This window comes from Streptomyces sp. 11-1-2 (assembly GCF_003595545.1).
Taxonomy (GTDB): Bacteria; Actinomycetota; Actinomycetes; order Streptomycetales; family Streptomycetaceae; genus Streptomyces; species Streptomyces hygroscopicus_B.
In genome coordinates this window covers 6705534-6719659 of sequence record NZ_CP022545.1, presented here as the reverse complement: position 1 = coordinate 6719659, position 14126 = coordinate 6705534, and the positions used below count along the sequence as shown (strand labels likewise).

Sequence of the window (14126 nt, the reverse complement as noted above, 5' to 3'; positions counted from 1 at the left end):
GATGTCGCACAATCGCCCAGCCCGGCAGCAGCGGCCGCACGGCTGACGACACCGCACTCACGGAAAGTTTCCACCACCCGCGTCCTTGTACGAGAAGTGGGCGAACCGGATACTTCGCGCTGACACTATTTGAGGGGGATGTAGTGGATGTGGATCTTGTCCAATTGGCAGAGCGGTCCGCGGCAGTTACGGGGGACTTCCTGGTGGCGTCGGCCACGGTGGCTGCGACGCAGGCCAGTTCCGCTGTCGGAAGCGCAGTGGCTCAACTGGTGATGGGGCGGCTCGGTATCAGCCCCGCCACGTCCGAGGCTGTGCCGGCGCTGCAGGCCGCCCCCGGGGACGAGCAGCGTCGGTCGGACCTCGCCGCCGCCCTGCGGGATGCCTTGAGCCAGGACCCCGGCTTCGTCCAGCAACTGAAAGAAGCGCTCGGGACTGTGGACCGGACTGTCCACGCGGTGGCGTCCGAGGGCGGCCAGGTTTGGGTCGAGCCGAATTTCACCGCCAACGACCACGGAGTGGTGGTCGGTGGTGACCAGCACAACACCAAGCGGATCACGAAGAGGAGCGGTGCGTTGTGGACGGTCGCCGCAGTGCTGATCCTCGGCGGGGGCACAACTCTCCTGGTCACACAGAACAGCTCGGAAACCACCCTGCAGCAGAAAGCCGAAAAGACTGCCGTCGACTTCATCCGGGCCGGGTACAGCGGTGACATCGAAACCCTGTGCGGGCTCACCTCCCCCAGCCAGGACGGCAACATCGCGCCCTGCCTCACCAAGGAAAGCGTGAGGGAAGCGAAGGCCGAGGCAAAGGCCAGCACCGTTCCGGACGACCAGCGCGCTTTCGCACAGGGATGGGAGGCCGAATCGTCGAACCTGCCCAGCGACAACACCGCCATCGTGACGACCGTCAACAAAAACCCCAAAGCGTCCGTCGTCATTCACCTGACCCGCGAGAGCGGCGAATGGCGAGTCACCAGCACGGAAGGCGGAGTCCAACGCACCCCCTAGGCCCCGAAGTCCTAGCCCAGACACCGGGGAACAAGTAACCCGTCGGCAGGAAACCCTCGGCCCAGTCGCCGTGCCCACGGGTCGTTTTCGGGCGACTTGGCGGGCGGCCCGGAGAAGCTCAGCTGTAACTCAGAGTGGCCGCGTCGCTGAGTAGGCACGCGGCGTAGTTATTGATCTCGTTGGCACCTCGTGAACTCGCCTGTTCGACGGGAATGTCACAGGCGTGGCCTAGCCTGCCGGAACATGGATCTTAATCTTGCGGGGCGACGCGCGTTGGTAACGGCGAGCAGCGGGGGCATCGGTGCGGCAGTGGCCCGGCGGCTGGCCGATGAAGGGTGCGCCGTGTTGGTGCATGGCCGCAACCCCGTGCGTGCTGGCGAGGTTGCGGCGGAGTTGAACGACACCGGCGGGGTGGCGGATGTCGTGCTCGGTGACCTTACTGAGGACGAGGGTGCCTGGGAGGTGGCCCAGCGGGCTCGCGAGTGGGGTGTGGAGGTACTGGTCAACAACGCCGGTCCATTCGTTGAGCATGACTGGGAGAGTGCGGAGCCGGCCGCCTGGCTGGATGCGGTGAACGGCAATGTCGTATCCGCCGTACGGATGATCCGGGCCCTGGTGCCTCAGATGCGCGAGCGCGGATGGGGGCGGATTGTCAACATGGGCAGCCGGGCCGCGACGACTCCGTTGCCGAACATGGTCGAGTACTCGGCGGCGAAGGCCGCCGTGGTCAACATGACCACCAGTTTGGCCCGGCATCTGGCCGGATCCGGTATCACCGCAAACACACTGAGCCCTGGGGTGATTGTCACCGACGGAATGCGGCAGATGTTCGAAAATGGGGCGGCTGTGCGGGGCTGGCCGGAGCAGTGGACGCAGTTGGAGCCGCTGGTGGTGGCCGAGTACGCCCCGAACCCGGCGGGGCGGCTGGGCACTGCGGCGGACATCGCGGCAGCGGTTGCATTTCTGGCCAGTCCGTTGGCCGGCTACATCAACGGGATCGACCTGCGCGTCGACGGGGGCATCACCCTTGTGCCGTAACGGCTTTCTCGGGACGACGTCTGGTGACCGCCGTAGATGAGAGGCTGCCTTGGTCAGTGGGAGCTTGATGCGGGACAGCAGTGGCCAATCGGTACTGAGAATTACGACAACAGCACACGTCTACGTAGGAGTTGGAAGCCAGCGCGGCCGAACATCTGGCGCTTGAGCATCCTGATCCGGTTGACATGGCCTTCGACGGGACCCGAGTTCCAGGGCAGGGTGAGGCCGGCGATGACGGCGTCGCGGTCGCGGTCGATACCCGCGGCGAGGGTGTGGAGACTGGGCAGGTCGTCCTGACGGACCGCGTCAAGCCAGCCGGCCAGGTGCTCGCCTTGGCGCTCGGTGAGCATGGTCGCGAAGGAGCGGACGTGCCGGGTGAGCGCGTCCAGTCCAGGGCAGTGGCTCTGGACGGTCATGAGCTGCAGCTGTTCGGTCTCGGCGAGCGTTTCCGGGCGTCGCAGGATCCATCCGGCGACAGTGCGGGGCGAGGGCGGGAGTGCGGTCACGGCCCGCGGTGAGGTCCGTTTCTTGCCGGTTCTCGTGAACAAAGCCAATCCCCGCGGGTGCGGGGAGCAGCCCGGCACGGCGAACGCCGAGCGGCTCCGGAAGGGACCATCCCCGCGGGTGCTAGGAGTGAGCCGACTTCGCACCCCGACGAGACGCCCTGCCCGCAAGGGCGCCCGGCGTGGCGATAATCGCCTGGTGGGGCGCACACGAAGAGGCAATCGCGGGCGCGCTGCTCCGTATGGATGACCGGATGCCAGGACCATTGCGTGCGGATCGCCCCGGGGGCCTACTGAACACGTTTGTACAGGTGAGCTGCCCCTACTCCTTGGCCAGGCTGACCGCCGACATGCCTACCGGCTCGTCAGAGCGCGGTGTCGCGTCTGGCCTTGGCCGGAAACATGGATTCATCAATCCGTGCACCTCTGCCCAAGTGCCCGGCGTTGATGTGGCGGCTCAGGCCACCTTCAAGGAGTCGTCATGGCCGCACCCAACCTCACCACGCTCAGCCCCATCCAGGGCCACAACGGGCAGATCCTGACCCTCACCGGACAGGGACTGACGGGCACCACCAGGGTTAATTTCAGTGGTAAGTCGTTCGCCCCCGTCCACCGTTAGCGCCACCACCGTCACCGTCGAGACCCCGGTACTGCCCGTCGGTCAGGTCGATGTCAGCGTGACCGCATCAGGCATCACCAGCAATTCCCTCCCGTTCTACTACATCGCGTCCCCGATGTGCCGGTCTCTGAGTCTCAACGAAGGGTCGGCCCCGCCCACGCTGATCACCATCTTCGGAAACGCCCTGTCGACCGCGACCGGGGTGCTTTTCGGCTCAGTCGGCCCGGGTACCGGACTGGTCATCGTCTCTGACACCGCGCTCAACATCACCACACCCCCGCACGGCTCGTTCGGCTCCGCCTGCACGGACACAGTGGATGTCACCGTCACCACCGCCGGCGGCAGCACTTTCCCCACGGGTGCCTCCTGCCAGTACACCTACTACAAAGCCCCGAACATCACGGGCCTGTCTCCCACAGCGGCATCGACCGGTTCAACCGTAACCATCGTCGGCACCTGCCTGCCGGACGCCACCCAAGTGACCTTCACCCCGACCGGCAGTGGCCAGGCGACCCAGGCCGCTTTCACCAACATCTCCACCTCCCGGATCACCACCGTCGTCCCCCCGAGCCTCGTCGCAGGCACCTACGACATCCGAGTCACCACCCCCGGCGGCCAGACCCCCATCGTTCCCATCGACGTCTTCACCATCTGAGGCCCATCGGACACGTCCCATCCGTGGCAGCCCCGTCCCCGGGCTTCCCGAGGCAGCGAGGTGGGAATGCCGCGCCGCTGTCCCGGTCGAACTTGAGCTCGTCCGCAGCCGAGGCGCCCCTGCGGCACACATTGCCGACGACACCAGCTACTCAACCAGGTCCGCCACGAGCGATTCAGCGGCCGCCCACCGCCATAAGAAACGGCTCCTGAGCAGGAGCGCCTGACGGCAGTCGTTGACGGCAACAGGGACGCACATTGCCGTATCGCAAGCCTCGTCCGCGCACCGGGCAGGCCAGGGTGTGGCATCGACGGGCTGATCACGCCATGAGCGTGACGAACTCCTAAAGGGGGTGTCGCAGCTTCGAATCCTGCCGGGGGCACCACGCATTACGTCGCTGACCTGGGGTTCCCTCCTCAGGGAGGCGCTCTATTCGGCCTCGGACTCCTCGTCCGGGGCCGTTTGCGTGAGCGAGCATCTCCGAGGGACTGGCCCGAGGCCGGTGAGCTGGTTGCGTCGGCGGTCACCCGCGTGTGGCTCGCAGGAGGGAACAGCCCCCGCAAGATCCCTCTCGCCAGCGACGACCTGTCAGGAACCGGAGCACAGAAAGCGAAGGTGGGCCCACTTCGCCGAGGGCCACGACGGGCTGGAAGCCGCCTTCGGCGCCGTTGGCCCGGCCGGCCGCCTCAGCGACACGTCGGCGTCTCCTGGACTGGTGCGGGCCGCAGCTTCTCCAGGAGCTCGGACCGCCGCCGGTGGTAGGCATCGACGTTGTCCAGCTTGATCCGCTCGTAGCCGCGGACCATGTCGGGGAGTTCTGCCAGCTCCACCACGGCTTCGAGATCGGCGGGCCGCGCGGTGGACAGGGCTCCCAGGATGGTGTCGCGGTACTCCTGGATCAGCTCGCGCTCGACGCGGCGTAGGTGCGCGTAGCCGAAGAGGTCCAGGCAGGTTCCGCGGACCTTGCGCATGGCCCGCAGGGTCCGGAACACCGGGCGGAACCAGGGGCCCAGGCTGATCTTCCGTTCCATGCCGAGTGCTCTCAGCACCGGAGGATGCAGCCGGTAGGAGTACCGCGCCCCGCTACCGAACCGGGCCTCGATGTCCTGGGTCAGCGACTCCTCGAGGGAGAGTCTGGCGACCTCGTACTCGTCCTTGTAGGCCATGAGCTTGTAGAGGTTGCGGGCCACCGACTCGGTGACCGCGGTGGAGGTCGGCTCGTGACGGCGGACCCGCTCGACGAACAACGCGTACTCCCGCGCGTATCGCTCGTCCTGGTACGCGATGAGGTCCGGCACCCGGATGTCCAGCAGGCGTGCCAGTTCGGAGCCGGGCTCCGCGCCGACCAAGGCCCGCACCCGTGCGGAGGCCGGGTGGACTCTCCTGGGGCCGGCCGACGGGCCGGGCGTGGTGGCGGCTTTGAATGCCTCGGGGTCTTCGACGAGCTGACGGCCCCGCCGGAATGCCTGGAGGTTGCGTTGCACAGCCGTGCCGTTCAGCGTGATGGCGCGTTCAATGGCCGCCGCGGTCAGTGGGAGCGCTCCGGTCTGGAACGCCGCGCCGAGCTGAAGGACGTTGGCGTACTGGTCGTCGTCGAACAACGCCTCCGCCAGAGCGCGGGCGTCCAGGTACACGGCATGCGCGCTGACCGCGTCGATGGCCGAGCGGATACGGTTCTGCTCGGGGAACGTGACCGTGGGATCGATGATCATCCGGCCGGTGGGGATCTCGGTTGTGCAGACCACGGCGGTCGTCCGGTCCGGGTCGGCCGCCGCCAGGTACTGCGCATCGGCGCCCACCAGCGCGTCGCAGGCCAGGTAGAGATCGCATTCGGCGGTGGCGAGCTTCGCCGCCTGCTCCACCACCTCGGACGTGATCTTGACGTCCGACACCACGGCGCCGCCCTTCTGCGCCAGCCCCGTCTGGTCGAGGGTGCGCACCTGCTTGCCGTCGATCACCGCGGCGGTGGCGACGACTTGGGCGACCGTGACCACGCCGGTGCCGCCCACTCCCGTGATGCGCACCGTGAAGTCATCGGAAATGGTCCGCCGCTCAGGCCTCGGCAGCGCTTCGGCGGCCAGGTCGGGCACGTCCTGGCGGCGTTCGTGTCGCCCGGGGACGACGGTCAGGAAGGACGGGCAGTCACCGTCGAGGCAGGAGTAGTCCAGGTTGCACGAGGACTGGTTGATCTCCGTCTTACGGCCGAACTCCGTAGTCACCGGATGGACGGACAGGCAGTTGGACTTCGTACCGCAGTCCCCGCACCCCTCGCAGACCCGCTCATTGATCACAACCTTCGTATCGGGGGTGGCCGCCTTGCCGCGGCGCCGTTTCCGCCGTTTCTCGGCCGCGCACTCCTGGTCGTGGATGAGCACGGTGACCCCGGGTATGGCGGCCAGCTCTTCCTGAGTGGTGAGGAGTTGGTCGCGATGGCGGACCTCGACGCCCCTGGGAAGCCTGGTCTTGCGCAGACGATCGGGGGCGTCGCTGGTGACGGCCACCTTCGCCGCACCCTCCAGGAGCAGCAGTGCGGCCAGCCGGTCGACGGGGAGGGCGCCGACCGCTTCCTGGCCGCCGGTCATCGCGACGGCCGAGTTGTACAAGAGTTTGAAGGTGATGTTGACGCCGGCGGCGACGGCCGCCCGTACCGCGAGGCTGCCGGAGTGCGTGAACGTGCCGTCGCCGATGTTCTGTACGAAGTGCTCGTCGCCGACGAACGGGGCCATCCCGATCCACTGGGCGCCCTCACCGCCCATCTGGGTCAGCCCGACCACGTTCCCCACCTGTGCGGGATCCATGAACACGGCCATGGTGTGGCAGCCGATACCGGCTCCCACCAGCGAGCCTTCGGGAACCTTCGTCGAGGAGTTGTGCGGGCAGCCGGAGCAGAAGTACGGCGTCCGGGTCAGCAGGGGGAGGGAGATGCGTTCCCCGCGGCGCCTTGTCCGCCAGGCGGTGACGGAGCCGATGTCCCCGTGTGCGGTCAGGCGGCGGGCGAGTCCGGACGCGATCGTCTCGGGACCCAGTTCCCCGATCTCGCTGAAGAGCGTCGTCCCCTCCGGGCCGGTCTTGCCGTGCACGGTGGGCGCGTCGGGCACTCCGTAGAGGATGTCCTTGATGGCGGCCTCGATGAAGGACCGTTTCTCCTCCACCACGATGATCTCGGTGAGTCCACTGGCGAACTCTCTGATGATGGTGGGCTCCATGGGGTGGATCGCACCGAGCTTGAGTACGCGGATCCCGTGGCGCGCGAGGTCCTTCTCGTCGAGCCCCAGGTCGCGCAGCGCCTGGCGGAGATCGAGGTACGGCTTCCCCGCGGCCACGATGCCGATCCGGTCGGCGGAGGTGCTACTGATCAAGCGGTTGATACCGCTGGCGCGGAGGTATTCCATGGCGAGCGGCAGCCGTACGGTGTACAGGCTTCGTTCCAGCGCGGCGAGGCTGGTGCCCAGCAGATGGGCGCTCGGACGGTGGCTGTACGGTGTGGCGCCGCCCTGCGGGGTCAGGGCCGGAGGGCGCCAGCCGGGGTCGACCATCGCGGTGCCGGCCGCGTCCGCCACGTTGGTGACCACCTTCATCGCGGCCCAGACGCCACTGGCCCGGGACAGTTCCACGGCATGCAGTCCGTAGTCCAGGATGTCCTGCGAATCCGCCGGGTAGAAGACCGGCAACGCCAGGTCCGCCAGGGCGCCTTCGGACGCGCACGGCACCGTCGAGGACTTGGCCACCGGATCGTCGCCGACGAGCGCGAGCGCACCGCTCATGGCCGGGACACCCACAAGGTTGGCGTGCCGGAAGGCGTCGGCCGCGCGGTCCAGCCCCGGGGACTTGCCGTACCAGAGCCCGATCACACCGTCCGGCCCCATACGGGTCGCCTCACCGGCCAGTTGGCTGCCCATCACCGATGTCGCCGCCAGCTCCTCGTTCAGCCCCGGCTGATGGGAGATGGCGTGCTCGGCCAGCAACGCGGAGCGTCGCGCGAGCTCCAGGTCGAAGCCGGCCAAGGGTGAGCCCTCGTACCCCGAGACGAAGGCCGCGGTCTCCCGTCCCAGCCGCCGGTCATGCCTGATCCGGTCGAAGAGGACGCGTACCAGGGCCTGGACGCCGGTGAGATAGACCGTCCCCCGCTCCCTCAGATAACGGTCGTCGAGCGTGAAATCACCATCCGTCGCCGCGTGGACAACCGGTGCGGACATCGAATATCACCTAACTCTCAAGGGCCTCGGGGAATGGACCGGGGCCAATGGAAATGACACCAGGGGTCGCATAGGGACATGCGTCAATGAGGAATGCGCGTCACCGAGGAGTGCGCGTCACCGAGCGATTCACAGTTCCGCGAGCCAGGAACCCGCTGTCGTCACCCGCGCGCCTCGTGCGGGGAAAATCCGCTCCATGAAGAAGTCATGGACGTCCCCCGCGGCATCCGCGCAGGCGTCGCTCAAGACGGTGGCCCGGTAGTCGCGGTCCAGGGCGTCGTAGAGCGTTCCCGCGACCATGGCGCTGGTCGCCACTCCGGTCAGCGCGATCGTTTCGATGCGCTGGGCGCGCAGCACCAGTTCGAGTTCCGTTCCGGCGAACGCGCTGGTGCGGCGCTTGGTGATGACGACATCCTCCGCTTGCGGTGCCAATCGCGGAATGATGTCCGTCTCCCCGGATCCCTCGTGGAACAACGTGCCGGCTTGGTGAAGCGCCGTGAACAGAGTGTTGTTCGCCGAGACATCGACTCCGGATACCCGCAGTTCCGTGCGTACGAAGACAACGAGGATGCCGTGCACACGAGCGGCGCGTACCAAAGACTGCATGGCAGGTACGGGCGCCCGGCTGAATGGGTGGTTCGCCAGGATGCCTGTCTGCATATCACCGACGATCAGTGCGGTGTCGGTACGGCCGGTCACCCGATCTTCTCCGTTTCGTGGGCCTGGGGCAGTGGTTCCTGGGCGGTCGACCGCTCCGCCTTGCGCCCGGCCGTCAGCAGGATCACCAATCCGGCGGCGAGCATGAGGGCGATGACCAGGAGGGCGTAGGTGAAGTCGCCGGTGGCATCCGCGATGGCGCCGGTCATATAGGGGCCGACGAATCCGCTGACGTTGCTCACCGAGTTGATCAGCGCGATGCCGGAGGCGGCGGCGGCACCGGTCAGGCACAGGGGCGGCAGTCGCCAGAATTGCGCCATGGCGGTGTAGACACCGGAGACGCTGACGCAGAACGCCGCGATGAACAGGACGTCGTGGTGGGTGAAGGTGGCCAGCAGCAGACCTACGACGCCGAAGGCCAGGGGTATCGCCGTGGAGAACACCACGGACCGGCGGGCCGCCACCCTGGCCCAGGCGAGCATGGCGACGATGGCGATCGCCGACGGGATGGCGGCGAGCAGCACACTGTTGACATCCGAGATCGCGGAGCCGTTTCCGGTAAGGGTGGCGATCATCGTCGGCAGGAAGAAGGCGATGGGGTACAGGCCGAAGACGATGGCGAAGAAGGCGAGGGCGAGCATCCACACTCGTCCGCTGGTAAGCGCCTGACGCACCCCGGTGAGGGCGCCATGCGCGTTCTGTTGGTCGGCTTCCAGGGTGAGTTGACGCTGGATGGCGTCCTTCTCCTGGGGTGTCAGCCATTTGGCGCCGGCGGGCCGGTCCGGCAGAAAGCTGAAGATGAGAATTCCGGACAGGACGGTGAAGAGGCCCTCGATGAGGAACAACGACCGCCACCCGGCGTACCCGGTGAGCTGTTCACCCCAGGACAGCATGGCCGCGGCGAGGGGCGATCCTACGATGCCGGACAGCGGAATCATGATGAAGAAGACCGACATGGCCCAGGTCCGCTGTCTCCTGGGGAACCAGAAGGTCAGGTACAGCAGGATTCCGGCGGCCAGCCCGGCCTCCGCGAAACCCAGCAGGATTCTCATGACATAGAGCTGGCCGACGCTCTGCACGGCCGCGGTTCCCATGGTGACAATGCCCCAGGAGACAAGGATTCGGGTGATCCATTTCCGCGCTCCGAATCGGCGCAGCATCATATTGCTGGGGATTTCCACGAGAATGTAGCCGATGAAGAACAGGCCGGAGGCCAGGCCCATCTGTCCGGCGGTGATGCCGAGGCTCTTGTCGAGCGACTGTGCCACATAGCCGAGATTGGCACGGTCGATATAGCTCATCACGTAGGCGAGGCCGATGAGCGGGATGATGCGGATACCTACTTTGCGCCATACAAGACGCATGTCATCGTCTGTCTTTGTCAGGGCGGTGACCTCGGCCATGACGGGATCCTCTCGGTGAACGGGGTCCGCGGGTGGTGAGGTGGGAGACGGGGACGGGGACGGGGACGGGGACGGGGCAGTGCTAACGGCATCCGGCGGCGCGCCGTCGCCGTGTTGCCGCCGTGTCGATCGCGCCGTCGGGGGTGACGACGACTCCGTAGTCGCGGGCCGCTCCGGAAGCGGTGACTTTTCCGTCGAGTACGTCCTGGAGGACACGGTCGGGGTCGCGGGTGAAGGGGTCCCCATGGCCGCCTCCGCCGGCGGTGACATGCCGATGGCGGTCGCCGGAGGCGAGGTCGCGGACGACCTTGGCGGGGAGTTCCCGCTCCTGGGGGGTGCCGGGGTTGAGGATGTTGGACGACGCCGTGCCCTGGGCTCCTCCCCGGAGACCGTAGGGCAGGTGTGTGCGCCGGTCGGAGCGAATCTGCACCGAGACCGTGGGGGCGAGAACCGTCATATCGCGGAAGGTCGACAGGCCGCCGCGCCATCGGCCCGGGCCGCCGGTGTCGGGCAGGTAGCCGTAGCCGTCGATGCGCACATGGCCGGACTGCTCGAGTTCCTCTACCGGTACGTTGGCCAGGTTGGCGCCGAGCGGGCTCACGCCGTCCACACCGTCGCGGTCCGGACGGGCTCCCCAGGCCCCGCACAGGATGTCCCACAGGACGTTGGTGGTTCCGTCCTGCCCGGTGATGCCGATGGCCACGGAGTCGGGGCCGCCGTCGCCCGCGGCCGGGACCCGGTCGGGGAAGACGGGAGCCAGCGCGCCGAGGACGGTGTCGATGATGCGGTAGGCGACCAGGCCCCGGGCTCCACGTGCCGAGGGCCTTCGGCCGCTGAGGATGGATGCCTCGGGGATCGTGAACGTGAGGGGCCGGTAGAAGCCGCTGTTGGCCGGGATGTCGGATCCCAGGGCGCCCTGGATGGCCGCGTAGGAGGCGGACCGGGTGAAGGACTCGGTGGCGTTGAGCGCCGAGGCGACCTGGGGCGAGGACCCGGTGAAGTCCAGGTGCAGACGGTCCCCGGTGATGGTGACGGTGACGCGGAAGGGGATGGGCGGCGAACCCATGCCGTCGTCGTCGATGAAGTCCTCGAACGCGTAGGCACCGTCGGGGGCCTCGGCGAGGGCGGCGCGCAGCAGCGTCTCGGAGTAGTCGAGGAGTTCGTCGTTGAGCGCGGTCAGCCCGTCGATGCCGTGGCGTTCGGCCAGTTCCTTCAGTCCTTCCCCGCCCGCGTGACACGCGGCGAGCTGGGCTTCCAGGTCGCCACGCAGAAGCTCGGGCTCGCGTACGTTGCGCAGGACGAGGGCGAGGAACGTCTCGTTGAGCGTGCCCGCGTCGCACAGCTGGGAAGGCGGTATCTGCACGCCTTCCGCGAAGATGCTCGTGGACTGCACCGCCATGGATCCCGCGGCCCAGCCGCCCACGTCGACGTGGTTGACGACGGTGACCGAGTAGCCGATCAGCTCCTGCCCGGAGGTGAACACCGGGGCGATGGCGAAGATGTCGGGCAGGTGCATGCCGCCCAGGTCGGGATCGTTGAGCAGGTAGACATCGCCCGGGCGGACGGAGTCGCCGAAGCTCTCCAGCACGGCGCTCATGGCTTCGGGAATGGAGCCGAGGTGCACCGGACAGGTGTTGGCCTGTGCGATCACCCGTCCGGAGGCGTCGCACAGCGCGGCCGAGAAGTCCATGCTGGAGGCCACGATCTGGGAGTGCGCGGTGCGCAGAATGGTGATCGCCATTTCGTCCGCGAGTCCGGTGACCGCGTTCCGGTGGACCTCGAACGTGGCGGCGTCGCTGATCGGGCGCGGGCTCATGAGGTGGCCTCCGGTGCTGTGGTCGTCCAGCTGATGACGATGTTGTTGAAGCGGTCGCGGTGGGCGGTGGCCGCCGGCGGTACGAGGGTGGTGGAGTCCATGTCCTCGATGACCAGGGGGCCTTGCCGGGGTTCCCGCGACAGCGCGGAGCGGGCGATCACCGGGGTCGGCTCGCTCCGGTCGAATCGGCACGCCCGAGTCGTTTCGGCGCTGGGCGCCGACGGCAGGAGGCTCAGAATCCGCTCGACACTCACGGGATTGCGCACCCGCCCGCGGACGCGGAGGTTGACGATCTCCACGAGCTCGTCGGTGCCGGCCCGGCCGTAGGTGCGGTGGTGCTCGGCGTGGAACCGCTGCCGCGCGGAGGCCATCAGACCGGAGTCCAGCTTCCCGCCCGGCACGGTGACGGACAGCTCGAATCGCTGACCGCGGTAGCGCATGTCGAGGACCCGCTGTACCTCGGTGTGCGCCGAGGGGTCGGCCTCGCGCAGTGCCTCGGTGACGTCCTTGGCCATACGGTCGAACTCGGCGCCGAGCAGGTCGAGCGCGTCGAGGTCTGCCCGGTAGGGCATCACCGCCTGCCGTTCGGTGTCGGCGACGAGGAGTCCCAGACTGCTGAACAGCCCGGTGTGCACGGGGACGATGACGGTCTCGATGCCGAGCTCACGGGCGATGGCCGCGCCGTAGAGCGGCCCGGCGCCGCCGAAGGCCACCATGACCGCCTCCCGCGGATCGCGGCCGCGTTCGCTGGTGACGGCCTTGACGGCCTTGGTCATGCTGGACACGGCGACTTCGTAGGCTCCGCGCGCGGCCGCCGGGATGTCGACGCCGAGGTCCTCGGCCACCGGGGCCATGGCCCGCCGGGCGAGGTCCGGCTCGATGGTCACCCGCCCGCCGGCCAGGGCCTGCGAGCTGAGGTAGCCCAGGACCACATTGGCGTCTGTGAGAGTGGGGCTGGTCCCTCCGTTGCCGTAGCAGGCGGGACCGGGCCGGGAGCCGGCGCTCTCCGGTCCGACCCGCAGGGATCCGGCGACGTCGGTGGAGATGACGCTGCCCCCGCCCGCGCCCACTTCGGCGATGTCGATGGAGGGCACGCGCAGCGCGTATCCCGCCCCCTTGCCCAGGCCGCGGGTGATGTTCATGCCCCCGCCGACCTCGTAGTCGCCCGCGACGAACGGCTCGCCGTTCTCGATGAGGGATGCCTTGGCCGTGGTGCCGCCCATGTCGAAGGCGACCACGGAGTCGAGGCCCATGAGCCGGGAGAGTTTCCGTACGGCGATGACACCGGCGGCGGGCCCCGACTCGATGATCTGCACCGGCCGCCCCACCACCGAGGGCGCGTCGAGGAGTCCACCGCTGGACTGCATGATCATCAAGGGCGCGGAGACGCCCGCTTCCCGCAAGCCCTCGCCGAGCGCCGTGACATAGTCATGGACCTGGGGCCCCACATAGCTGTTGACGACCGCGGTACTGGTGCGCTCGTACTCCTGCATCTGAGGTGTGATGTCGACGGAGGCGGTCACGTATGTGCCGGGCAGGAGGGCCCGCAGTTCGGCGGCGACCCGGCGCTCTTCCTCGGGGCAGGCATAGGAGTTGATCAGACACACCGCCACCGCCTCGATGTCCGCGGCCCGGATCTCGCCCGCCACACGGGCCAGTTCGGCGGAGTCCGCCGGGGGCTCGAGATGCCCGTCGGCGGTGATGCGCTGGTCGATCTCGTAGCGGTGACGCCGGGCAACGAGCGGGGTCGGCCGCTGCCAGGAGAGGTCGTACAGCAGGGGGCGGCGCAGGCGTCCAAGTTCCAGCACGTCCCGGAATCCCCGCGTGGTCACCAGCGCGGTACGTGCACCGCGCATCTCCAGAATGGCGTTGGTGGCCACCGTGGTGGCGTGCAGCATCGCCCTGACCTGGCTCGGGAGCACGCTCGCCGCGGACAGCGCGGCCCGGGTTCCGCCGAGCACGCCGCTGCCGAAGTCCGGCGGTGTGGAGAGGACCTTCACGGGGACGACCCGGCCTCCGGGGCCCAGGGCGATGACATCGGTGAACGTCCCACCGATGTCGGCGGCGACGCGCCAGCTTCCGTCGAGATCGGTCTTGGCAGGTCCTGGCACGTTCGGCTCCTTGAAAGGTGGCCCTAGAGGGCTGCATCGCGCCGCCCCTCCGGCAGTTGCGATGACCCTAGGGGAGAACTGAGATCTCATCAATGGCCATCTAAGATCTTTGCTGCTCATG

Annotated in this window: 9 protein-coding genes and 1 pseudogene; 4 read left to right on the top strand and 6 right to left on the bottom strand. The window is 68.0% G+C overall.

The genetic code is table 11. From position 1 onward, the window contains the following. The first annotated feature begins 143 nt into the window (after positions 1 to 143). Positions 144 to 1007, top strand: coding sequence for a hypothetical protein (locus CGL27_RS28745; RefSeq protein ID WP_162953091.1), 864 nt, complete (start codon positions 144 to 146; stop codon positions 1005 to 1007). Between the two features lie 243 nt (positions 1008 to 1250). Then, positions 1251 to 2045 carry an SDR family oxidoreductase gene (locus tag CGL27_RS28740; protein ID WP_119990932.1) on the top strand — a complete coding sequence of 265 codons (795 nt, stop codon included), beginning with the start codon at positions 1251 to 1253 and terminating at the stop codon, positions 2043 to 2045. Between the two features lie 101 nt (positions 2046 to 2146). On the opposite strand, the pseudogene CGL27_RS52305 reads toward CGL27_RS28740, so the two are convergent. Next, a pseudogene (locus CGL27_RS52305) lies at positions 2147 to 2575 on the bottom strand (transposase); the annotation flags it as partial. A gap of 454 nt (positions 2576 to 3029) precedes the next feature. Between CGL27_RS52305 and CGL27_RS50240 the strand changes: the two are divergent. Further along, positions 3030 to 3167: a hypothetical protein gene (locus CGL27_RS50240; RefSeq protein WP_162953090.1), complete on the top strand. Its 138-nt coding sequence runs from the start codon at positions 3030 to 3032 to the stop codon at positions 3165 to 3167. A gap of 58 nt (positions 3168 to 3225) precedes the next feature. Further along, positions 3226 to 3822: a hypothetical protein gene (locus CGL27_RS28725; protein ID WP_119990930.1), complete on the top strand. Its 597-nt coding sequence runs from the start codon at positions 3226 to 3228 to the stop codon at positions 3820 to 3822. A 686-nt stretch (positions 3823 to 4508) separates the two neighbouring features. Here the strand turns inward: CGL27_RS28725 and CGL27_RS28720 are convergent. The 5 genes from CGL27_RS28720 to CGL27_RS28700 form a co-directional block, all read right to left on the bottom strand. Beyond that, a complete protein-coding gene (locus tag CGL27_RS28720; protein ID WP_119990928.1) occupies positions 4509 to 8018 on the bottom strand; it encodes an indolepyruvate ferredoxin oxidoreductase family protein in 3510 nt (1169 codons plus the stop codon). Positions 8019 to 8147: 129 nt separating this feature from the next. Then, a complete protein-coding gene (locus CGL27_RS28715) occupies positions 8148 to 8717 on the bottom strand; it encodes a cysteine hydrolase (RefSeq protein ID WP_240450668.1) in 570 nt (189 codons plus the stop codon). Next, the gene (locus CGL27_RS28710; RefSeq protein ID WP_240450667.1) at positions 8714 to 10078 is read right to left on the bottom strand and encodes an MFS transporter; all 1365 of its coding nucleotides are present in this window, start codon (positions 10076 to 10078) and stop codon (positions 8714 to 8716) included. The genes CGL27_RS28715 and CGL27_RS28710 overlap by 4 nt, the downstream gene beginning before the upstream one ends. Positions 10079 to 10160: 82 nt before the next feature. Beyond that, on the bottom strand, positions 10161 to 11894 hold the full coding sequence (locus CGL27_RS28705) for a hydantoinase B/oxoprolinase family protein (protein ID WP_119990926.1): 1734 nt from the start codon (positions 11892 to 11894) through the stop codon (positions 10161 to 10163). Continuing rightward, positions 11891 to 14005 (bottom strand): hydantoinase/oxoprolinase family protein, encoded by a 2115-nt coding sequence (locus tag CGL27_RS28700; RefSeq protein WP_240450666.1) that lies wholly within the window; start codon positions 14003 to 14005, stop codon positions 11891 to 11893. The genes CGL27_RS28705 and CGL27_RS28700 overlap by 4 nt, the downstream gene beginning before the upstream one ends. Positions 14006 to 14126 lie beyond the last annotated feature (121 nt).